General features: G+C 42.6%; 15 protein-coding genes and 4 pseudogenes. 16 read left to right on the forward strand and 3 right to left on the reverse strand.

The features are described 5' to 3' along the window. Positions 1-183: 183 nt before the first annotated feature. Positions 184-1,524, reverse strand: a complete 1,341-nt coding sequence (locus ACUN2T_RS07910) for a condensation domain-containing protein (RefSeq protein ID WP_445497000.1) — start codon at positions 1,522-1,524, stop codon at positions 184-186. Positions 1,525-1,892: 368 nt separating this feature from the next. Between ACUN2T_RS07910 and fepB the strand changes: the two genes are divergently transcribed. From fepB to ACUN2T_RS07990, 16 genes and pseudogenes are all read left to right on the forward strand, one after another. Beyond that, positions 1,893-2,933 carry a Fe2+-enterobactin ABC transporter substrate-binding protein gene (fepB, locus tag ACUN2T_RS07915; RefSeq protein WP_445497001.1) on the forward strand — a complete coding sequence of 347 codons (1,041 nt, stop codon included), beginning with the start codon at positions 1,893-1,895 and terminating at the stop codon, positions 2,931-2,933. Positions 2,934-2,956: 23 nt separating this feature from the next. Next, positions 2,957-4,009 carry a FecCD family ABC transporter permease gene (locus ACUN2T_RS07920; RefSeq protein WP_445497002.1) on the forward strand — a complete coding sequence of 351 codons (1,053 nt, stop codon included), beginning with the start codon at positions 2,957-2,959 and terminating at the stop codon, positions 4,007-4,009. Then, positions 4,006-5,070 carry a FecCD family ABC transporter permease gene (locus ACUN2T_RS07925; RefSeq protein ID WP_445497003.1) on the forward strand — a complete coding sequence of 355 codons (1,065 nt, stop codon included), beginning with the start codon at positions 4,006-4,008 and terminating at the stop codon, positions 5,068-5,070. The genes ACUN2T_RS07920 and ACUN2T_RS07925 overlap by 4 nt, the downstream gene beginning before the upstream one ends. A gap of 687 nt (positions 5,071-5,757) precedes the next feature. Then, positions 5,758-7,872: a TonB-dependent receptor gene (locus ACUN2T_RS07930; RefSeq protein ID WP_445497004.1), complete on the forward strand. Its 2,115-nt coding sequence runs from the start codon at positions 5,758-5,760 to the stop codon at positions 7,870-7,872. A gap of 180 nt (positions 7,873-8,052) precedes the next feature. Next, positions 8,053-11,142, forward strand: coding sequence for a condensation domain-containing protein (locus ACUN2T_RS07935; protein ID WP_445497005.1), 3,090 nt, complete (start codon positions 8,053-8,055; stop codon positions 11,140-11,142). A 100-nt stretch (positions 11,143-11,242) separates the two neighbouring features. Next, positions 11,243-12,082: an ABC transporter ATP-binding protein gene (locus ACUN2T_RS07940; RefSeq protein ID WP_445497832.1), complete on the forward strand. Its 840-nt coding sequence runs from the start codon at positions 11,243-11,245 to the stop codon at positions 12,080-12,082. Between the two features lie 322 nt (positions 12,083-12,404). Next, on the forward strand, positions 12,405-13,586 hold the full coding sequence (locus ACUN2T_RS07945; RefSeq protein ID WP_445497006.1) for an isochorismate synthase: 1,182 nt from the start codon (positions 12,405-12,407) through the stop codon (positions 13,584-13,586). After that, complete coding sequence (locus ACUN2T_RS07950) at positions 13,583-15,226, forward strand: (2,3-dihydroxybenzoyl)adenylate synthase (protein ID WP_445497007.1); 1,644 nt, start codon at positions 13,583-13,585, stop codon at positions 15,224-15,226. Before ACUN2T_RS07945 ends, ACUN2T_RS07950 begins: the two co-directional genes overlap by 4 nt. Next, positions 15,213-16,088, forward strand: coding sequence for an isochorismatase family protein (locus ACUN2T_RS07955; protein WP_445497008.1), 876 nt, complete (start codon positions 15,213-15,215; stop codon positions 16,086-16,088). The genes ACUN2T_RS07950 and ACUN2T_RS07955 overlap by 14 nt, the downstream gene beginning before the upstream one ends. 1 nt (position 16,089) lies before the next feature. After that, positions 16,090-16,848, forward strand: a complete 759-nt coding sequence (gene dhbA, locus ACUN2T_RS07960) for a 2,3-dihydro-2,3-dihydroxybenzoate dehydrogenase (protein WP_445497009.1) — start codon at positions 16,090-16,092, stop codon at positions 16,846-16,848. Between the two features lie 841 nt (positions 16,849-17,689). Next, a pseudogene (locus tag ACUN2T_RS07965) lies at positions 17,690-17,920 on the forward strand (type VI secretion system tip protein VgrG); the annotation flags it as partial. A 2-nt stretch (positions 17,921-17,922) separates the two neighbouring features. Further along, positions 17,923-18,240 carry a hypothetical protein gene (locus tag ACUN2T_RS07970; RefSeq protein WP_445497010.1) on the forward strand — a complete coding sequence of 106 codons (318 nt, stop codon included), beginning with the start codon at positions 17,923-17,925 and terminating at the stop codon, positions 18,238-18,240. Then, entirely contained in the window at positions 18,215-18,577 is a 363-nt protein-coding gene (locus ACUN2T_RS07975; RefSeq protein ID WP_445497011.1) for a VRR-NUC domain-containing protein, read from the forward strand. Before ACUN2T_RS07970 ends, ACUN2T_RS07975 begins: the two co-directional genes overlap by 26 nt. Next, positions 18,498-19,607: a DUF3396 domain-containing protein gene (locus ACUN2T_RS07980; protein WP_445497012.1), complete on the forward strand. Its 1,110-nt coding sequence runs from the start codon at positions 18,498-18,500 to the stop codon at positions 19,605-19,607. Before ACUN2T_RS07975 ends, ACUN2T_RS07980 begins: the two co-directional genes overlap by 80 nt. Before the next feature lie 3 nt (positions 19,608-19,610). Then, a pseudogene (locus tag ACUN2T_RS07985) lies at positions 19,611-19,769 on the forward strand (PAAR domain-containing protein); the annotation flags it as partial. 1,859 nt (positions 19,770-21,628) lie between these two features. Beyond that, positions 21,629-22,244: pseudogene (locus ACUN2T_RS07990) on the forward strand (IS630 family transposase); the annotation flags it as partial. A 418-nt stretch (positions 22,245-22,662) separates the two neighbouring features. On the opposite strand, the pseudogene ACUN2T_RS07995 reads toward ACUN2T_RS07990, so the two are convergent. Together ACUN2T_RS07995 and ACUN2T_RS08000 are read right to left on the reverse strand one after the other, a co-directional pair. Continuing rightward, positions 22,663-22,827, reverse strand: a pseudogene (locus ACUN2T_RS07995) (transposase); the annotation flags it as partial. Beyond that, complete coding sequence (locus ACUN2T_RS08000) at positions 22,770-22,991, reverse strand: hypothetical protein (protein WP_445498003.1); 222 nt, start codon at positions 22,989-22,991, stop codon at positions 22,770-22,772. The pseudogene ACUN2T_RS07995 and the gene ACUN2T_RS08000, both read right to left, overlap by 58 nt.

Here is a 22,991-nt window from a genome sequence, read left to right on the forward strand (position 1 = left end):
TTTGTGATCATTAGATAATATTTTTATGGAATTTATCATCATTAAAGCGATCTGATCAGCCTCTTTTATAAAAAAGTAATTTTAACGATGACTATTTTTAACTATATCAATGAAATACCTGACTCATGTGCTCTGAACCGGAGTCAGACTCCGGTTCTTTATATATTAAGTTATTTTTTTATTCTATGAATAAAGCGCTTTTATAGGCAGGAAAAGCGAATTGCCTGTGAGCACTTTTTGTAGAAAATCAGTCAGGTTTTTCTGATGGTTTTTAACCTCTTCTTTGCCAAATATTGTTGAATCAGCATCAATATCAATAATTAATTCTCCGGCATCTACTTTCCCGCGATAGATAATGTTAAAGCTAAAGCAATCATAGAGCCCGCTGGTGAGTATATGGCGTTTAACCTGGCAATCGACAAAATTGGGAGAATCAAAAGGTAACACATTGATGAGTGGAGAAAATAAATAACGGGTATCTTGAGGTAGTTTATGATCTAAACAGATCTGTTCTATACGATATCTGGCATGAGTTCGTTGAGTATGAAGCGCGTTGATTGTCTTTCTCAAAAAGGTCTCTAATGTCTCATCCGGATTGGTGTTTATCAATAAGGGAAGAATATTCGTCATTAATGCTGGTGTATTGGTTCTGAAACGGGTTCGGCGATTCATATAGGGTAGCCATAATGGCATTGAGTATTCACCATTTTGTGTCTGTGCAGCGAAATAGTGAAGCAGGTAGATGCTTGAAAGCGCCACTAACAGATCAGGCCAGGCGATAGCTGTATCAGCCGATAAACGTGTTAAGCCTGTAACAATATTCCTGGAGAGCGCACAACTGGTGTAATGGTGTTTAGTACTATAGTCGGCACGGGCGATATCCACGGTTGGAAAGTGCGCGGATGAAAGATAATTTTGCCAGTATAAGCGATCCTTTTCATATTGCTCGCTGTTACAGTACTCTTGTTCTTCAATAAGGTAGCTGCTGAGTGAGTGAAAAGAAGCATCGGCACTGGCTTTACCAAGACAGTACGAATAGAAATGCGCACAACGATGTTCAATGAGCGCCATACCAAATCCATCAAGTAGAATATGATGAGCCCGGTTGTACCAGAGATAATGAGACTCGCTTAATTTAAATAGCCACTGAGCGGATAGCAGTTGAGTTAATAAATTCAGCGGAGATTCCACATCGGCTCGCATAAGTTGTAATGCGGTGTGGAAGGGATCGGGTTGCGTCTGTAACTCGATGAATTTTAACTGTGGTGTGGCGGCTTGATTCGGTTGTTGTAAAGGATGCAGTTCTTCTTCAAGGAGTTTAAAACGGACAGAGAGCACATCTGTTTCACTAATCCCCATCGTTATTGCTTTGCAAAGTGCTTCTTGATCGACATTACCCTGAATATCAAGATAGTGAGCGACAGTCGAAACAACTTTTTCGGAATGCAGGCTGAACTCGTGCCAGTAATATTGTTGTGCCTGCGTCAATGGCATCCAGCTAGAAGTTTGATCGATGTTTATCATTGTAAACCTTATGAATTCATCATAGAAAATAGAATAAAAAATAAGAAAACAGATAAAACTTTCTTCTATGTTTGTGATAGGTGTTCACACAATGTTAAGCTACGATATTCCCGTCTGAACAAGCCAACGCATAATCGCCTATTTATTCCCATGACATTCATTCTCCTGTTTGATCACCATTTTTCGTTGATTGTTTCTGGTTGAAATCTGAATTGGTTTTATATCTGAGAAAATGAAACATTTGTTGTGCGATACAACAAGAATGTGACGTATTTCGTGATCAGCGTTATTGTATATGATAATCATTATTAATCTCATTGTCGGATATTAGACAAAATGATACATTACGTCCACTTTGGATTATCTGAATGGGTATGCGAGGTTTCTGCATCGCAGATCCACAATCACTGTCTGAGAATGCCAGAATGAAATCGATATTAACCCTTGTATATGGCTTGGTAATTACTCTGGTCACGCTATTTGGGGGGACTGTTTATGCTGTAAACGCGAAAAATGCAGCTCAGACGGAAAACCTTTCTTGGCCAAGAGATTTTAAAAATGCTGATGGCACTATCACCTCTATTCCGACAAAACCCCAGCGTATTTTATCGACCACTGTTTCGATAACCGGAATACTGTTATCAATTGACGCGCCTGTGGTTGCGAGTGCAACGGCCACGAATGGGAAATTTTTCGCTCAATGGGACAACGTTGCTCAAGAGCGGAAAATTGAAAAGCTCTGGTCAGCCGGCAATATTGATCTGGAAATGGCTTATGTTGTCGCGCCCGATCTAATCGTGGTTTCTGTGAGCGGCGCTGATTCCGCATATGCTCAGGTAGAGCAACTTAAACAAATCGCGCCTACGATTATCTTAGATTATGGTAAACAGACATGGCAGGATTTGGCGACTGAATTAGGCGAAGCGACAGGGCTTGAAGATAAAGTTGCGGCCAGAATTACGGGTTTTAATCATTTTCTTGCTGAGTGCCGGACAAAAATTGCGATTCCCGAAGGTAAGGTTAATATTATCAGCTATGCGGGGCCGGGCACCATTAACCCCATATCAACGAGTATAAGCCCACATGCTTTGCTGCTTTCACAGCTTGGGTTTACTATCGAGTCGGCAGATCCTGCCTGGCATAATAATGCAAATAAAACCGGGGACTTTGTTTGGGCACAATATGAAAATATTACCCAGTTAACCGCGCCCACGACATTTCTTTTAAGTGCAGGAGAGCACAGAGCGACTGAATTCTTAAAGGATCCTGTCCTCGCTAATTTGGCCTCAGTCAAAACAAGACAGGTTTATGGTCTTGGGATGAATTCGTTTCGAATTGATTATTACAGTGCAAAAGAAATTGCCGATAGCATTGTTAAACGGTTTGGCATTAAGCAGAAAGCGAAATAACTTAGCAATTGTTTGAGTTGGATATGAAAAAATTGATTTTTTCAGTTGCTAATTCTGTTGTGCAATCCGATAACCGGCAATTTAAATTTCAGCGAAAAGGGTTGCTGATTTGCGGGTTATTACTTGTGGCATTTTCAGTTTTTAGCCTTTTTGTTGGGTCTCGTCCTGTCACGATTAAAGTTACCTGGGAGGCATTCACTGCTTTTAATCCTGCCAATAGTGAACATTTATTGGTTCGTTATCTGAGAGTGCCCCGGACTCTGCTGGCGATTATCGTTGGTTGTTCATTGGGTGTTGCGGGTGCCATTATGCAGGCGCTTACTCGCAATCCACTGGCTGATCCGGGTATCCTGGGCGTCAATGCTGGCGCAGCGGTTTCCATTGTCTCGGCAATTGCTTTTTTGGGCATTTCCGATGTTGTTGGCTATATGTGGTTTGGTCTGGCAGGGGCAACAATTGCAGGTGGTGGCGTGTATCTGTTTGGGGGGATCCAGCATGGGTTGAACCCGGTAAGAATGGTATTGGCGGGCGCTGCACTGTCCGTTGTATTACTTGCTGTTACCCAGATTATCACCATAAACAGTGAAGATGAGGTATTTAATCAATTTCGGCACTGGGTGGTGGGTTCACTCCAAGGACGAGGTTATGAGGTGCTTTTCCCTATCTCTATACTGGTGGCCTCCGGAGTGATAATTGCTTTAATGCTGACAAAGTCTCTTGATACGGTAGCACTTGGTCATGATCTGGGAAAATCACTGGGTGTTAACCAAACCAAAGTTTGGATTCTATCTGCACTGGTTATCATTATGTTATCTGGCGGTGCCACGGCAGCGGCGGGGCCCATTAGTTTCATCGGCCTGACCGCCCCTCATTTTGCCCGTTTAATTGCAGGGCCTGATTATCGTTGGGTACTTCCTTATTCTATGCTGATATCTGGCGTTATGGTGGTAGCGGCTGATAGCCTAGGGCGAGTCGTAGGATATCCTGGGGAAATTAGTGTTGGCATTATGGTGGCGCTAATCGGAGGGCCGTTCTTTGTTTTCTTGGTCAGAAAATGGAAAATTGTCCAATTATGAGCAGACGGAATGATGGTGAGACCGAGGTTAATATTTCCGGTAAGGTCTGGCGACAAGGAAAAGTGTCTCTTGTTTTTGTTCCCAGAAATCTTATGGTGATTTGTGCCATATTGCTGTTGATTATGGCATTAGCGCTTTTTTCCATGACTACCGGCAAATTCAATATCACAATTGAACAAATTATCACTATTTTTTTTGGGCAGGGTTCTGGTTCTGTCCGCGAAAAAATCATCATGGATATTCGTTTGCCCCGTGTATTAACCGCAATTTTTGTTGGTGTGGCACTGGGGGTATCTGGTGCGGTTTTTCAGTCTATTTCCCGAAATGCGTTAGGTTCTCCAGATGTGATTGGTCTTACAACCGGTGCCGCGACGGGGGCGATTATACAGATAGTTTTATTTGATAATAGTGCAGTGCAAGTAGCGATTGCTGCTGTTGCCGGAGGAGTATTAACTGCAGCGGTAGTGTATTTGTTATCTTTAAAATCCGGCGCAATAGGGGGATATCGTCTTATCCTGATGGGTATTGGTGTGGGCTCAGTGTTAAGTGCCCTGAACGGCTTATTACTGGTAAAAGGTAATCTGGATAATGCTGTGATGGCAAATTTATGGCTTGTTGGATCACTTAATGCCCGTACATGGGTACATGTTTTTCCTGTTTTAATAGGAGTTGTATTGCTGGTACCTTTGGTTCTTTTTATGGCCAGGAAACTGACCATTATCGAGATGGGGGATGATATTGCCAGTCAGCTCGGTATCAGGGTGGAACGCGTTCGTCTTATTATGATATTTTGCGCTGTGGTTTTAGCGGCTCTTGCCACTGGTGCTTCAGGGCCGATTGCTTTTGTTGCTTTGGCCGCCCCTCAACTTGTGGTTCGCCTGACCCGTTCGAGAAATATGCCAGTTGTCAGTGCGGCGCTAATGGGGGCTTGTCTTTTACTGTCAGCGGATCTGCTTACGCAGCTGTTACCTTTACGATCAGCAGTTCCTATTGGGCTTATGACAGGACTCGTTGGCGGAATTTATCTGATTTGGTTGTTGACTCGTTCCCGGCAAATTTAGTAAGAATTGCCGTAAATCTTCTCCTAATGTGAGGGGAGATATCAGGGGCAGCCATTCAGGTAATGAATATAATAATATACTCAATAGATTTCAAGTTGCAGCGCGGCGGCAAGTGAACGCCGCCAACAAAGCAGCAACTTGAAAGATGAAGGGGATATATTTTTTTGGTCTTTATCTGTCTTAATTGATGGAATATTTTCGTTATTTATATTCTTACTTTAGTCTGTGAATTATTTCTTTATTTTCCAAGTCTGCTTTTTTAGATCTCAAATTAATGCCAAAAAATATAGGTGTATACTTTCAGTGGATCTCTTTCTGGCTAAATATCGCTCTAAAACCACATATTTTACCGAGTTATCTTTTATTTTTTTTATTTCCTTAAAATAATAAATTGTTTTATATAGGAATTTTATTTTTCTGTTGCATTGATCACAGTTAATGATAATGATTTTTATTTACATACAATAATACACCTTGTTATGATAATTATTACTATTTAAGAAATATTATAATAAAGAAGCACCGAAGAGTAATAGTAACATAAATAAACTACTCTGCATGAAATTAGCATGGGCTGAATCACACCATGTTTTTTCCAGACTGGGATCCACCGGTCAGCAATGTCACGATTTAACTCACTAATCTATTAAAACGATTTCGTGTAAGCTGGCTAAAGGAGAAAAATGAATGAATAGGTTGCACTCAACTCTGCAACATGATGTATCAGAAAAAGAACATACTGAGAAATCAAATTTTGTAGGTATTTTTGGGGCTTTATTTTTTGGTGCTATTGTGCTGACAGGAACTGATGCTATTGCGGCAGAGGAAAACAACACACAAAGCGCCCAAAAAGGAAATACCAAGGCATTATCATCAGAAGAAGATGTATTAGTGGTAACTGGAGAGAAAGTTAACCGCTCTATTTATGATAGTGGTTCAAGTGTCGAGGTTTATAATCTTCGCAAAATGAAATCTATTCCTAATCCTGATGTTAACATGTTGCTGCAAATGACGCCGAACGTTGTTGATAATGGTATTAGTAATGCTCTTCCCGCCGTTCGGGGTGTTGATGGTTCGGGCCCTTCACAGGGGGGAATGGCTTTCATTAGTGGGACGCGTCCCAGAATTAACGTCTCTATTGATGGGCGTTCGTTTACCTATAATGAATTGGCTTTCGGTACGCAATCTTTGTGGGATATAGAGAGTGTCGAAGTATTTCGTGATCCACAAAGTTATATTCAGGGAAGGAATGCAATTGCAGGCGCGGTGATCATTAAATCACTCGATCCTACCTTTTATTGGGAGAGTGCAATCAAAAGTGGATTCGCTAATCAAGGCTATCAGCAAGTCGCTGCGATGGCTTCCGGTCCTTTGATTGACGATCAACTGGCTTTCCGTCTTAGTGTCGATCGTCAAAATCGCGATAGCTTTGCTAACTTGGTTTCTTATGATCCGGTTGGCGATCCGCACAAAATTGAATCAACAACAGTCCGTGCGAAGCTGTTGTTTGAACCACTGTCTATTCCTGAGTTATCCACCAAATTAACGGTTAACCATCTTGATAGTCGGGCTCCTCAGAACGAAGCATACAATCCAAGGGATACGCTTAATTTAAGGCATGAGCTGTTCAGACCCGTTGTAGAACGAAAAACGACCAGTGGGATCTGGGATATTTCATGGGCTTTGTCAGATACGATGAGTCTGGAAAATAAATTGATTTATACCGATCTTGCTTATCGCAGATTAACCTCGTCTAAAATTCCAAAAGCTGATACTGATGGTAAAGAGTTAGAAGTTGAACCTATTATCCGTTTTCAAGGGTTTGATAGTCGGTTGAATGGTTTGGTGGGGGTGCGTTATTTCCATGGTAAACAGGATGAGTCTATCAATCTTTTCGGGGGCAGCAAGTTTGATGACAAAACGGAAACCGCCTCTGCCTATACTGTCTTGACCTACACGGTTGTTCCTGAAATTGATGTGACTTTATCAAGCCGCTTTGAACGTGAACACAGAACACGTAAAGGGGGAAGCGAAAGTGTAGCAATCGATTTTGATAAAACCTATAACGCTTTTCTGCCTAAAATTGATGTAGCCTGGAAACCGCAGAAAGATCAAACCGTCGGGGTAGCTGTTGGTAGAGGCTATAACGCAGGAGGGGCGGGAGTGACCTTTGGCAAGCCTGTCATTAGTTATACCTATGACCCTGAATATGTCTGGAACTACAGCCTTTATACACGTAACAGCCTGCTGGATGGTAAACTGGAACTCACCTCTAATCTTTTCTATAACGATTATAAGGATATGCAGTTGCCTTACTATCTGTCACTCGATTCAACCATGATCCGTAATGCTAATAAGGTTGAAACGTATGGTGCAGAAATCGGTGCCCGCTGGCAGCCGGTCGAAAAATTTGAGCTAAACGGTAATATTGGCTTGCTGAAAACGAAGATTAAAAGCTTCGCGGAGAGTGGAGTTCAGGGTAATGAATTACCTCGGGCACCGGGATATACCGCAAACCTCTTGGCTAAATATTTACTGACAGAGGATATTGATGTTAGCGGCAATGTTATGTTCTCAGATACTTATTACTCTCAGTATGACAATTCTGCCCGTGGAAAAATCCCAGCATATTGGATAGCTAACCTTCAACTGGGTTATAACTTCACGTGGGGACGCGCCACAATATTTGCTCAGAATCTGTTTGACTCTGATAAACGTTTATTAGTTCCGGATAATAACGTTAATTCGATAATTTATCAGCGTCCGAGGATGATTGGTGCGACGTTTGAACTGAAGTTCTAAGGCGATTAATCAATGGCCTAGAACATTAACGCAATAAGTAACCGGACAGCGGGTGTAAAACTTATTCTGCCTGACAAAAAATGGAGGGCTGTTATATGAGTGGGATCGCATCCTCTGTCCGAAAAATGGCAAAAGATTAATGTGTAGATGTAGCCCTGCGTTGACTGGAGAAGCGGGAATATGGCAAGAGAGTTTAAGCGGATACTGACAGATGATGAAGCATTGCTTTTGGATGAAGTATTCAATGCCCATGCTGATGGTCATTCATCTTCGGAAGCCCAAGAAACTGAAAAGGATTTAACTGAATTTGAAGAGATGATGTGGCTTCATCATCAACAGGACCCTGATGCTTCTGGTCAGTTTGCTTGTGCCTGGTTACTGACAGGAAATATCAACATAGGCCGGCTCATCAGGGCAGTCGAGCTTCTTACTAAAGAGATAGTTGGGATTAATGTTAGGTATCGTTTTGATGATGAAGGCGATTTGCGTAAATATTGCAATCCAACAGCGGATTATCCTCTCGAAATTTATCAGATTCAGTCTGATGAAGAAGCGATAAATAGGTTACTTAAGGAGCAGTGCAAACCTATTGGGCTTGATGAACATCCACCCATCAAATTCATGTTGTTTATGAATGGCAAGCGTGGGGTTATTTTGGGTGTGATTGTGCATCATATTCTGAGAGATAGCGTGTCATGGCCACAGATGTTTACCATGCTTTCTGATGTCTATAATAATGGCCTAAGTACTATCGGATTTGGTAAGGAAGATTTATTTAGAAAGGCAATCCCAACTAAATGGTTATCATGTGAATCTGGAAAGATTGGCATTCCTTGGCTCTATAAATCTGATATCGCCAGGGGTGCGCTAATTAAAGAAACGGGTAAAATCAGTTACCTTGATGATTCTCTTCATAATCGTCTTGTGGGCAGATATCGTACTACAATCAATGTTGATGAACTTGCTCCATTTTTGCCTGCGGAAAACACAGCGTATTCAGCATTGGCAACAGTAACGGCATTATTTGGTTACTATATTGCAATGATAGGCCCTCATTTGGACGTGAATGTCAGTGTGTCGTGCGACCCAGAATATACACATGATGAACTCAACAGCCGATTTTTCTACTCAGAATTAATGTTGTTGCGTGTGTGCCGGGATGATAGAAGCCTGGATAAAATAATTGCCGATATTGAAAGGCAGATAGAAAGCGGCAATCTACAAACTGGCAATAATGAGGTAGAGTTCGGGCATGACAGCCCACATATTCTTGTGACTTGGCTTAATCAATCCCAGTCATCATTCAAACTGAATGATGCAATGGTTGAGTTATTACCTATTCCACCGTTGAACGCGTATTTTGATATTTCTCTGGCTGCCGGAAATGTCAATGAGGGGCAATGGTTTTTTGAATTAATAACGGGCCCGTCAGTATCCGCACATATTGGCGCATTTCTGTTAGAGGGTTTTTGCTCATTTATTTATGAACAAAATGTCACTATTGCGCCAAAACTTACGTCTGTTTTTTCGCCTCCAACGAAGAAAAAACATGAAGATATCAGTGATACAGCACTTATTATCGCCAAACAGCAAAAAGAACATGGGGCAACTGACGGAAGCGATAGCCATCGTAAAATAGCCAATATTATCCTGAATGAATTCAGACAAGCGCTCTCCTCACCAGAAATGACAGCCAGTGATGACTTTTTCGATCTTGGCGGGCATTCACTCATTGCCACTCGCGTGATAGGCAGATTACTGAGCTTACATAATATAGAGATCCATATTAATCATCTCTTTAGTTATCCGACGGCATTGAAACTTGCCGAATATGCGCAATGCCATGATCCTATTGATGAAAACAACGATGAATTGAGCGAAGAACAATCGGCAGAAGATATTTCGGTTGTCGCACCTTTATCTCTTGCGCAAAAATCTCTATGGAAAGCGTATGCGGCGTTTGATTTCAACGATATCTTCAACTTACCTTTTATTTTAAAATTTTCTGCAATTATTAATGAACAGGTACTTAAGCAAGCCTTTTTTGATGTACTGCAAAGACATTCTGTATTGCGTAGCCTATTTTATCAGGAAGGGGGCGAAGTCTATCAACGTGTCGTCCCAATGAAGGATTTATCGGACTATCAGTGGTTTTGGGGTTCTCATGAATATGGCTCGCTTTCCTCAGAAGAAATATTAAAAAAAGAGGGGAAATATCAGTTTGATCTATCTGAAGAACTGCCTTTGCGCATTAAGTTTGTCACCGATAACGTTTCAGGGCAGCAGTTTTTATCCATGTTGTTTCATCATGTGGCACTTGATGAGTGGTCTGTTACTTTGCTGATGGAAGAGCTAAAACATGCCTATAAATACAGGTTGGTAAATGAGACGCCAGCATGGCAAGAACAACCTTTACCGTTCCTTCAATATGCAATCAGGCAAAATAATGAGGGGATGAATCAGTCTCATCTTGATTATTGGGTTAATAATTTACGGGGTGCGCCAAGCGGAGAACCCATTTTTAAAAATGCGGCCAGCGAGTTATCTGGGCAGGCGAATTCCTGTGAAAGTATTGAGTTTGAGATTGAAAAAGTGGTGGCTCAAGGCTTGCAGTCACTCGCCAGAAAAAATGGCGCTTCATTCTTTAATATTCTTTACGCCAGTATTGTTGCATCGCTCAATTTACTGGGGGCAACCGATGATCTTATGGTGGGAACATCAGCTTCAGGGCGTGATGATGCGAGCTTCTTTGACACTGTCGGTTATTTCACCACGGTTGTGATACACCGGGTGCGCTTTACTGAACAAATGACATTGACTGATTTGATCACTCAGGTTAAGAACAACATCAATGACTCGTTGCCTTATACTGATATCCCCATTGATCTGATTGAAGAAGCCTTATCAGGCCATGCAGATCAAGGAAAAGATCATTTATTCGAGGTATATATTCAGTTACATGCAAAAAATAGTTTAAGTGGTGAGTTCCATATGTTGGATGGAAGCCATATTGCATTTCAACAGATCGTTTTGGAAAAGCAGGAATCGCTTCTGGGGCTTCACTTTGAAATTATGGAAGAAATGATTGCAGGTGAAGAAACGGTACGAGTTTTGTTTAATTATCGTTCTGATCGTTATAGTGCGGCTCAAATCACTCAAATATCAGAGACTATCAATGGAATTTTGGGGCTGTTTGCAAAAACGCAGGATAGCAATATACCACTTAGGGCGATCTTGCCAAAATTATCCGAGTGCATAGGTACTTTTTGAACATCAGAGTTTCTATTCAACACTGAATAATCCTCTTGCAGTCTGCATTGATATGAATATTGATGCAGACTGGATTAATAACGTTTTTGTGAGAGAATTGATGACAACGCTAACGCTAAAACATGATAACCAACGTGTTTTATCACCTTGTCGCTTGAGTGTGGAAGAATTGCGCCTGGGTTACGGTGAACATATCGTCTGTGATGAACTGAATCTGCGTATCCCTGATGGTCGTTTTACCGTGATTATCGGTCCTAATGGCTGTGGTAAATCCACGCTGCTGAGAAGTTTATGTCGTCTGCTGCGCCCGGAATATGGCAGGGTTTGCCTTGATGGTCATGATATTCACACTATACCAACCCGCGCTTTGGCTCGTCAGCTGGGGTTATTACCGCAAAGTGTGCAGGCTCCTCAGGGGATCAAAGTTGTTGATTTAGTCGCGCGCGGGCGTTTTCCTCATCAGCGGTTATTACGTCAATGGAGCCATGAGGATTATGAAGCGGTGCGCCAGGCAATGAATGCGACCGGTGTAACATCGCTTGCTGAATGCGTTGTTGACGAACTTTCAGGTGGGCAGCGCCAACGGGTTTGGGTTGCTATGGTGCTGGCTCAACAAACGCCATTGTTACTGCTTGATGAACCGACAACCTATCTTGATATTGCTCATCAAATTGAGTTGCTTGAGTTGTTTTGTCGCCTTAATCAAGGATCCGGATATACGCTCATCGCTGTGCTTCATGATTTGAATCAGGCTTGCCGGTATGCAGATCATCTGATTGTGATGGCGGGGGGACGGATTGTGGTGGAAGGGGCACCTGGTGAGATCATTACGACTACATTAGTCTCTGAGGTTTTTGGACTCGATTGTGTCATTATTGATGATCCCGTCAGCCATACCCCCTTAATTATTCCGCAGGGACGGCGTTTTACAAAGGGATAGATATGATGTTTAAATGTATTTTTTTATAATAATATTGATACTTATTATGAAAATAATATGAATATCGTTGATCTATGCCTGATAGATTCAATCAACAACTTTTAAGATCAGGCAGAATAACAGGATGGTGCGAAATGAGATCTCCAAATGGAATAAGGGAGAAATGTTTTAAAGATATACATTTTTATAAAATTAAATCATATCGAAATCTTATTATTGGCAATTTAAGTCATCGTTTTATTTATAGTAAGTGATGCAAAGTTATGTCGAGACAAGAATTCCATTTTCGTGATTACACGATTAACTGATAGGGGTAATACTTGTGCCATATCTATATAGAGATACTTTGCTGACTGGTTTTAATGATCTTAATAATAAGGATTTTCTGTTTCTTTCATCCAGTAAAAGTCTGTTGGCACAGGGGCAATATGCGATTGTGTCAAAGCCACTTGATGATGCAGCAAACCCTGATAGCCTGATTCAGCAAGAAATACGTCAATTATTCCAGCAAGCGAAGAGCGATGGGATTGAAAATCCTGTTCTGGTGGGGGCAATTCCATTCAATAAACAGCAAAATGCGGCACTTTTTGTCCCTGAACAATGTAATTGGTTCCAGAGAAAGCAGTTTCCCACGCTTATTTCCAATTCAACCTATACAGAAAAAAGACGCACCCAGTGGCCCGATAAAGCACACTTTAGCCGGATGGTGAACACCGCGATTGATGCAATGCGCAATCATACATTAGATAAAATTGTCCTTTCGCGGTTACTTGATATCGAAACCCATCAGCCATTAGATTCAATTCAACTATTACAACATCTTAATCAGCAAAATAGTTGGTGTTATAACTTCCATGTTCCGTTGGAAAGTGGGGCATTGATTGGTGCGAGCCCAGAATTATTAGTGCGTAAACAGGGTAATACTATTTTTTCTCAGCCGCTGGCAGGGTCTGCAAAGCGCAGTGAAAACCAGCCAGACGATGACAAATTACGCCAGGCGCTTATTCAGTCCGTCAAAGATAATTATGAGCATCGGTTAGTGACCGATATGATGAGAAACGTACTCGAAAGCCGTTGTCAAAAACTACATATCTCTGAAATGCCTTCCACCATCAGCACGCCTGTACTTTGGCACCTTGCCACCGATATTGAGGGAGAGCTGAAGTCACCACAGGAAAATGCACTTTCTGTTGCTTGCCTGCTTCATCCTACGCCGGCCCTTTGTGGCACACCGTATCAGACCGCGAAAAATCTCATTGAGGAATTAGAGCCGTTTAAACGAAACCTCTTTGGCGGCATTGTGGGGTGGTGTGACGAGAAAGGGAACGGTGAATGGGTGGTGACTATCCGTTGTGGTGAAGTAAATGGTTCGCGGGTAAGACTGTTTGCGGGAGCAGGCATTGTGCCTGATTCGAAACCAGAGTCAGAGTGGCAGGAAACAGAGGTTAAGTTTTCAACGATGATGCGTGCATTCGAGTTTTCACAGGAGGCATGTCCGGCATGATAGTTGAATTTAATCGTTGGCCAAAAGCGCTGGAACAGCGCTATCGTCAACTTGGGTATTGGATAGATCTCCCGCTTAGCGACATTTTTACCCGTCAGTCAGACAACGGGAAAATTGCGCTTATCTGTGGCGATCGTCAGTTCAGCTATGCTGAACTTAATCTGCTGGTGGATAGTTTGGCCGCAGCGTTACAACGACAAGGTGTTAAACGAGGGCAAACCGCCTTAGTTCAATTGGGGAATGAGGCCGAGTTTTATATTGTTTTCTTTGCCTTATTACGGCTTGGGGTAGTTCCGGTTAACGCTATATTTAGCCATCAGCGCAGTGAACTTTGTGCTTATGTTGATCAGATTAACCCCGCATTGTTAATTGCCGATCGCAACCATTCCCTGTTTAGTAACGACAATTTTATTGATGAGCTCAGCGCCTGTACGCCGTCTTTGTGTCATGTTGTTTTACGTGGTGATAATGACAGTATTCTGGATTTTGAGGCGCTATTGGCAGAAGGCGCGGGCGATTTTATCGCTAATCCAACACCGGCTGATGAAGTTGCATTTTTCCAATTGTCGGGGGGGAGTACGGGGACACCTAAACTTATTCCCCGAACGCATAATGATTACTACTACAGCATTCGCGCCAGTGCGGAAATTTGTCAGCTTAATGCTGAAACTCGCTATTTATGCGCACTTCCTGCTGCACATAACTTTCCTATGAGCTCACCGGGGGCATTAGGGGCGTTTTACAGCGGAGGGCAGGTTATTTTAGCGAATAACCCCAGTGCTGATTGCTGTTTTCCACTTATCCAACAACATCAGGTGAATGTTACTGCATTGATACCGCCGGCAGTCAGTGTATGGCTTGAAGCGATAGCACTAAGTGGTAACCGTGATGCACTCAACAGCTTGCGATTGTTACAGGTCGGTGGGGCAAGGTTAAGCGAGAGCCTGGCAAGACGTATTCCAAAAGAGATGGGATGCCAGTTACAACAAGTTTTCGGTATGGCTGAAGGATTAGTGAACTATACCCGGCTGGATGATGACGAACAGCATCTTTTTACGACGCAAGGTCGTCCGACCAGTCAGGATGATGAAGTTTGGATTGCCGACAATGATGGCAATCCTGTTCCTCCGGGCATCGCTGGCCGATTGATGACTCAGGGGCCTTATACCTTCCGTGGGTATTACCGCAGTCCACAGCATAATCAGCAATGTTTTGATAGTAATGGATTCTACTGTTCTGGTGATCTCGTCATCATGACACCTGATGGTTATTTACAAGTCGTGGGGCGTGAAAAAGATCAAATCAATCGCGGTGGGGAAAAAATTGCGGCTGAGGAAGTTGAGAATCTGCTGCTTCGGCACCCTGATGTCATTTATGCCGCGCTTGTCGCTATTCCTGATTCGCTAATGGGTGAAAAAAGCTGTGCTTTTGTCGTATTACGAAAACCGATAAAAGCCGTAGTCTTACGGCGTTATCTGCGTGAGCAGGGAATAGCAGATTATAAATTGCCTGACCGGTTTGAGCCTGTTCCTTCACTGCCGATAACACCTATCGGAAAAATAGACAAGCAACAATTACGTCAACTGGCTAAACAATTTGTACAGCCATCACTCGTTGGAGAAAGAAATGAGCATTCCTAAACTTAATAGTTATGACTTACCTGTGGCAGAAGGACTTCCGACAAACAAAGTCAATTGGTCGTTGGATAAAAATCGGGCTGCGTTGTTAATTCATGATATGCAAAATTACTTTCTTAACTTCTGGGAAGAAAATAGCCCATTAATTAATCAAGTTGTGACGAATATTACCAGGCTGATAGAAATCTGTCGGGAAAATGGAATACCGATATTTTATTCTGCTCAACCTAATCAGCAGAGTGATGAGGAGAGGGCGCTGTTAAATGATATGTGGGGACCGGGGCTGAACTGCCACCCTGAACTGCAAAAAATTACAGATGCCCTCGCACCTCAGGCGGGTGATATTGTCATGGATAAATGGCGATATAGCGCATTCCAGCGCACTGATTTCGAGCAACAGCTCAAAATAGCTGGGCGTGACCAACTTATTATCTGTGGCGTTTATGCCCATATTGGCTGTCTAATGACCGCGACTGACGCGTTCATGCGTGATATACAGCCCTTTATGGTTGCGGATGCGTTAGCCGATTTCAGTTATGAAGAACATATGATGGCGCTTAAATATACCGCTGGGCGCTGTGGGCGTGTAGAGACGACCGAGCAGGTTCTTATTGCCTTAGATGTAAAACAAGTGCAATGGAATAAAACCCGTCTCAAAGCGCTATTACTGCCTTTATTAGATGAGGATAGCGACGATATTGGTGATGATGAGAACTTGCTTGATTATGGGCTGGATTCTGTACGCATTATGTCTCTCATTTCCCATTGGCGCCAGCAAGGATATGAAGTGGATTTCATTTCGTTAATGAAAAATCCAACAATAAATGGTTGGATGACATTATTCACTGAACGTCAGGGAGCCTGAAATGAGTATTGCGCTTGATTTTAGCGATAAAATTGTCTGGGTAACTGGTGCCGGTAGCGGTATTGGTTATCAGACGGCTTACCGTTTTCAGCAAGCAGGCGCGAAGGTAATTGGGTTTGACATCACGTTCCCCGAGGGGGATTTGCCTTTTACGCCGTATTTGCTTGATATCAGTGATCCTATTGCCGTTTCACGCTGTTGTGAACAACGCCTTGCACAACAACCACAACTAGATGTGCTGGTCAATGGTGCAGGAATATTACGCCTTGGCGCGATTGAAGAGATAACGTTTGAAGATTGGCAACAGTGCTTGTCTGTCAATGTGGGAGGGGCATTCAATCTATTTCAGGCGACTATTCCCCAATTTCAACGCCAAAAGGCGGGGGCAATTGTCACTATTGCGTCAAATGCGGCTCATGTTCCTCGTGTTGGCATGTCGGCCTATTGTGCTTCTAAAGCTGCACTGCGTAGTCTCTGCCTGAGTGTTGGGTTGGAATTAGCACCTTATGGCGTTCGTTGTAATCTTGTTTCACCAGGATCGACAGATACGCCAATGCAGCGGGGCATGTGGCAAACAGAAGCGTCTAAACAGCAAGTCATTCAGGGGTTTCCTGAGCTGTTCAAGCTTGGCATCCCACTTGGGAAGATAGCGACACCAACAGAAATTGCTGATGCGGTATTGTTTATGGCCTCTGATCTCGCAAGCCATATTACTTTACAAGATATTGTCATCGATGGTGGTGCAACGCTTGGTGCTTAATCGTCTGTCATGATGAATAAAGCGCTGTATTAGAGATTGCTGGAAATAAAAATACCCTTTTTCATTTCCAGCATTTGAAATCTTCAATACAGACTTACGTTTTCGGCAGCATTAAAACGACCTGATCATCATCTTTCATAAAAAGTAAGCTACCGCTCTGGTTTTTACCCATAATATCTATGCTAAAAATGTGAGATTTCGCCCTGCGGTATAAAGAAGAGTTATTGGTCAGTTAGTTGCTCAATTAATTCTGCACACCATTTTATCTCATTACTATTCAATTAAAGGTGATCGTTAAGACGGTCACCGAATTCAAATAGAAATATAATATTTAAAACATATATCTTGACGCTTTTGGGGTTTTATATTTCTTCCGCATCAGGCGAAAATTTACGGTGATTTTTATTCATTTCATACGATGAACAGTGATGAATTGGTTATTTTTTGTGATATGTATCGCATTTTTATCATGTTTATATGATAAATATCGTGATCTTGTGGTCCTAGAATTCAGAGTGCGAAATTCTCTATTATTTATTTCCACGCTACTCAGCTGGACGCTGTTTATTGTTCTCTACAAATGCCACGTATTAAGTGACTTAGTTTTCTGCTTTCACTACGGAACAGGCTGGAACTATTTTTGTATTCAGAGCCATAAAGTTGAAACACCGGCTCGGTAATATGAAGAAGCACTGTATGGCGCTATTTACGTGATTATTCGTTTAATGGCCGCTGGCAGGTGCTCTCTGTCACTCATCATGGGCGGCAGCCTATTGCGTCAAACGACGGCGGCGAAGGGACAACACTGACAAACGATGTCATTTTCATTCCAGGGCGACAGGAGCAGAGCGGTAAGCCGCTGGTGGATACCCTCTACACTATCACCACCGCTGACGGGCAGACCCTTTCCGGTAAAACCGACGCGCTGGGCAGAACCGTGACTGTACAGAGTAAGGTTGAAGAAAATCTGCAACTGAGTTCACCGGAAGCCCCACCGAAACCGAAGAAAACCGTATACCGAGCCAGCGGTAATACGCCGGTAGAGTATGTTATGGAATTTACGGAGAAATAAGTATGACAATATCCAACAGCGGTAAAATGTGCCCGGCCGTTACCTCAATTAACTGTACGATGGAAATCGGGGTCTTTCCGGCCGATGAAGACCCCTGCTATTTGGCGGAAAAAGCTGAATATGCCCTGCGTCTGCCGGCGATGATTGTGACTAAACAGGGGGCGATCCGCTTTCTTAATCAAATCATTATGAGTGGGTTGATTAAGGTTGAAGAGCTTAAACATGACTTTTTATGGTCCTATAAAGCGGAAGTGGTGGTTTGCTATCAGAGGAAAGCAGGATGTTCCTCTGCCCATGCTGGCGACCAGTCAAGTTTCTAAGCAGCGTTATGGTGATAATTTACCGCAATCCAGTAATCCGTTTGCCCGGCCTTCTGCCGCCGATGCGGAGAAATTTGGTGTTAAGCGTATTCGCCGCCCCGATATTATTCTGGTTAAAGAGGACGCTCTCCGCTGGCCGGGCAGAAATGCCACTTACTTTGATGGTTCTGTGCACCCTGATAATCTGAAGATGTTAATTGAGGTGAAATTTCCGGGTGATAAACTTACTGAAGACCAAGAGAAAGATTATATCCAGATTGCTACCCGTTCTTCTTTTTATCAATGGCGATGGACTGACTGTTTCCCGTCTGGGCCTCTCGATAACCCTGTTTTTTAAACAGGGCTACACTCAGGAGAAAAAACAGCGCATTCTGGCCTGTTATCGCCGCTTTCGCGAAGAATTTGGTACTCATCTGCGTTTTCATAGCCATTCACTGAAAGGGTTAAGCAAATATTCATCGGAAAATATTATTAAAATAGAGGAAGGCATTCTCGCCAGGAAAAAAAATCAGCCTTGTGGCTGGGTTGTCAGTGATGCTAAAAATGAAGATGAGGCACCTCATTATCTGATGCGTTATCTGGATTCCGATGAAATTGATGGTGACGACAGTAGCGCTTACCTGAGTCTGGTATTGCCTTGGGATTATCTGAAAGAGCAAGATGGCATGATTCGTTTTATGGCATGGCTGGACTTTCTGTGTGAACAACTCGAACCTGACTGGGGAGACTGTGGTTATTGTCTGGCCCTGCCCAAAGACTACTATGATTATTTTCCCTTAGAGTACCAACTGGCCTTACGCTACCCGACCCTGCAAGTCAACTCTACAGTTCATACCACACTGGATGATTATGCCCACTCGATACGGAGCATGAACTGGATCACCCTGCTGTCCAAACGCTTTGTAGGACGATTGGGTGGGGAACATTGGATACGTCAAACGCTGGCCCGCTACCCGGATGTGGTAATTAGCCCTTATCGCGATGGCCTGATGATCCGCGCTGGTGAATACCCAGACTTGACACCGCTGCCGGGCAGTGTCCCGGAGAGTTACTTTGCCATTAACCAGCTAATACGTCCGATACGGTTTGTGCCGGGAGAAGGTGATTCCCTGCACTTCTATGGTGCCGGTCATTTTGATGATATGTCCACACTGGCCTGGTACGCCCGTTATGATCGTGGACCTCTGCATGTGACCCCTCTAAAGGGAAACAATCCTGCGCTAGTCAGCGGATTCTGGCGAACCGACAGCATCCCTAACAAGCAGTATTTCTTTGCGCAGGGCGCGATGGCTTTTGATGTTCAGGGGGCGGAGTCGGGCACAACGATCTGGCATTTAATACGAGAAGCGGAAAATCCAACGGAGTAAATCATGCGAAGTGTGGTAGAAGGAAAAAAAATTATCCTTAAAGGTGATACCACCACAACCGGAGGCGATGTTTTAAAGGGCTCTGGTTTAGTAAACCAACAATCGTCGGTTGCCTGTAAAGGCGATCCGGTATTTTGTCCCGCCTGTAAACAAACCGGTGCCTACCGATTAAAGGTGCGGTCATAAATATCACATTCCAAGGCCCTTAATGGAAATACCCATAAAACCAGAGCAGGTTTTAAACTGTTATTAAAAACTATTGTTTTAATTTATAGTTTTAATCGGTATAACATTTTCACCGTTGTTTTTACCGCTTTTAATACCTGCTTTTTATTAAGTTTAATCATCATTAGCCATCGTGTTTTACGTTTAACTAACGCTAATCATACCCACTTTTTATCTTTACTAATGCTGTTTTACCCGCAGTTTTAATAAGTTACACCCCTTTCTGTGTTTTCCAATAATCAATCCTTTTCTCAGGGCTTAGATCCTGCTAGATTAACCGGTTTATCCCCTTTTTATTGCATTATTTTTATGATTTTCTTCATGAAATAACCGGAGAAAAAGTACTTAAATACCTGTCTGTTCGGATAATGCTCTTTTACGTGCGGATTTCTTTTCGGTTTTCTATTGATGGTTAATAATTTTCGATTAAATGCCATTAACTTTTCTTTTGAAAAGTTGTATTTACTGCGTTAAATCCGCCCTTGATATAAACGCTTTTATCTCTCTGTATTCCTGCTTTTAAATGATGATGGCATACATCTAAAATTATTAAAAAAGTGCTGGTTTTTTTATCCGGCATTCTGCTTTAATCAGGGAAAACATCATGAAAAAGGGGTTTTAAATTGATTAATAAGGTAACGGAACTAACCAAATAACAAAACATGGGATTAGATTAAAATATTTAATAGGATTAACCGGATAGTGAAAAAATAGCATTTAGCAGTATTAAAAATGATTAAAGAAATGGACTTTGATTTTAATACCATTGGTATATCGCTTACCCTCTCTGGTTTTAAACCTGAGAAATCAAATGTAGTCATGAAGCGAGTAATGATCGTGGAGCGAAGGGCTGGCAGACAGATCGAGCGTAAGAGGGCAACAATGACCGTACACAGCAACGACGGGCTATCATGGTTAACAAAATGAGGCACCTGTTGAGCAGTGAGTGAAAGTCGGGTCCTTCAGGGGCCTGCTTAAATGGCTACGCCGTTTACTTGAATAGCCACAACATCCCGTTAGTCGTTGCATTGCTTTCCAGCCTGCTCTTAGCTCTGTGGACGTTCAAAACCCTTGAGCAACCGGCAGTGAAGGGCACGTACAAGGTGATCGCTGATCTCCACCGTCAGCTTTGGGGAATGTTGAAGGAGCAAGCACAATGACGGCAATGTTTGTGGGTCTTGATGCCTTCATAGACAAGCCCACGAGCATGAACTTGCCATTTATGCCCTTTCTTGTCTCGATGGTGAGCTTTACCAGTGATGTGCGTTTTGAACAATTAAACCTGCGTAGCCGATCTTCGTATTCACGGAATATACCCCAGAGTTCGCGGGTAAGTACGTTGGCTTCACTGATGTTGTTCAGCTTAGGTGGCTCGGCGGTAAACTGTTTTTTTTCATGAACGGGGAAATTACCGGACTGGCAGGATCAAGTGACAGGCAAAAGCGGATCAAGAAATAAGCGTCACACTTTTGTGTCAATAGGGCGCTGGTGAAGGACATGCTGAATGAAAAAACTAACTCATGGTCAGGATAAGATGCTCAATATTGAGCATCTTATCCTGACCATACAAATTACCTTTATAAGAAAGTTAAGCAAAGGTTAAGGGTTTTTATATTTATAGCTATTTTTTTCAAAAATAACGAATTAATTAAAATAACAGTAGGGAAGGCACAGGGTGAGATCATGAATGCTCATTTATTACTCCAGGCATTAAATCCTGCGGCTAATACCTTATCTATACCCGTAATCATTGAAGATGCTTGATTTTATCCGAAATGGAGATCATTATCCTGGCTATGAAAATATTTATTACATCAGAACAAAAAATCAAACTTGGACGTCTTCACGACACCACTCGTGATGGTCAGGTACGAGACAGAATAAAAGCGATCCTTCTGGCTTCTGAAGGGGGGAGGTCTGTGATGATAGCCCAGGCATTGCGACTTCATCAGACCACCGTTGACCGCCATATCGGTGATTACCGCAATCAGGGGAAACTTCAATCTGATAATGGGGGTCTGATAGTTGACTTTCTCAAGAACAAACTGATTTTTTAATCAATCACTTATCTCAACATCTTTTCCATCACACCCATGAAATCGTGGCCTATGTTGCTCAGCTCTGGAATATGACCTTTAGCATTCCCGGCATGAATAAATGGCTACACCGTCAGGGTTTTTCTTATAAAAAACCTTACGGCGTCCCTCATAAATTCGAGGCAGAAAAACAGCGACAATTTATTGAATATGATGAAAATCTTAAAGTCGCGGCGAAAGACGACCCCATCCTCTTTCTTGACGCGGTTCACCCGACTCAAGGCACCAAACTCGGTTATGGCTGGATGCGAAAAGGCGAGAAAAAACAGTCAAAACAACAGGAAGCCGAACTCGCCTGAATATATTGGGCGCGCTTGGTACATGATGCCGCGCGCGATAAATTTCCCTTATTCGCGCAATAAATGAAGCGGTAATTGTGTTTCATCTATTGAAAAGTTTTTACATAACTAACCGTCATAGATATGACTGTAGTTTATCCAATTTACCCATTTTTCCTTTGAATCTGTAGTACGAGCCTGTAGGGCAACTCGATATCGAGACGCAACTTACTACCAGTCGCTTCAACACAATGTTTGAGGGAAAACAGTATCAAATCGCGACCAAGCTTCCCCATGTCAAAAACTGTGGATTGGTAATAACTTTGGGTTCTTCATTCGCCAGTATTTCAAAATGATTCAACCTTTCGGTTCAATACCACGTGCCAGCAGCTCTTTGCGCAAAATTCGTTTTATCCATGTTGCTAGGGGATGTTGACGTTTTGTGTTCATCATTATTTATTCTGCCCACATTGGCAGCCATATAATGACAAATGCCAGTGCTGACATACTAGCGTAATTTCTTGCTGATTTATCGTATCTTGTTGCAATAGCTCGAAAATGTTTTATTCAGGCAAACGCATTTTCGACCAAATGTCGATAACGATATAAAACATCATCAATACTCTTATCAGATTTTCGGCTATTTTTCCGATCTTGAAGAGTCCTGGCTTTAATTTATGCTCTCCTGTTTCACCTTCTTTGGCAAAGATCGCTGTTATTGCGACTAGGTACCATGATGGCATATAAGCAATTAACGTCAACACGTGTGCCTTTTCGGCATACAT

The organism is Photorhabdus machadonis, assembly GCF_052657765.1.

Bases quoted from the DNA above. Each gene is read 5' to 3' on its own strand.
- ACUN2T_RS07910 (WP_445497000.1), bottom strand. From the start codon at position 1,524: ATGATAAACATCGATCAAACTTCTAGCTGGATGCCATTGACGCAGGCA.
- fepB (WP_445497001.1), top strand. From the start codon at position 1,893: ATGGGTATGCGAGGTTTCTGCATCGCAGATCCACAATCACTGTCTGAG.
- ACUN2T_RS07975 (WP_445497011.1), top strand. From the start codon at position 18,215: ATGCTGGCGACCAGTCAAGTTTCTAAGCAGCGTTATGGTGATAATTTA.
- dhbA (WP_445497009.1), top strand. From the start codon at position 16,090: ATGAGTATTGCGCTTGATTTTAGCGATAAAATTGTCTGGGTAACTGGT.
- ACUN2T_RS07970 (WP_445497010.1), top strand. From the start codon at position 17,923: ATGACAATATCCAACAGCGGTAAAATGTGCCCGGCCGTTACCTCAATT.
- ACUN2T_RS07925 (WP_445497003.1), top strand. From the start codon at position 4,006: ATGAGCAGACGGAATGATGGTGAGACCGAGGTTAATATTTCCGGTAAG.
- ACUN2T_RS08000 (WP_445498003.1), bottom strand. From the start codon at position 22,991: ATGTATGCCGAAAAGGCACACGTGTTGACGTTAATTGCTTATATGCCA.
- ACUN2T_RS07930 (WP_445497004.1), top strand. From the start codon at position 5,758: ATGAATAGGTTGCACTCAACTCTGCAACATGATGTATCAGAAAAAGAA.
- ACUN2T_RS07955 (WP_445497008.1), top strand. From the start codon at position 15,213: ATGAGCATTCCTAAACTTAATAGTTATGACTTACCTGTGGCAGAAGGA.
- ACUN2T_RS07935 (WP_445497005.1), top strand. From the start codon at position 8,053: ATGGCAAGAGAGTTTAAGCGGATACTGACAGATGATGAAGCATTGCTT.
- ACUN2T_RS07950 (WP_445497007.1), top strand. From the start codon at position 13,583: ATGATAGTTGAATTTAATCGTTGGCCAAAAGCGCTGGAACAGCGCTAT.
- ACUN2T_RS07940 (WP_445497832.1), top strand. From the start codon at position 11,243: ATGACAACGCTAACGCTAAAACATGATAACCAACGTGTTTTATCACCT.
- ACUN2T_RS07920 (WP_445497002.1), top strand. From the start codon at position 2,957: ATGAAAAAATTGATTTTTTCAGTTGCTAATTCTGTTGTGCAATCCGAT.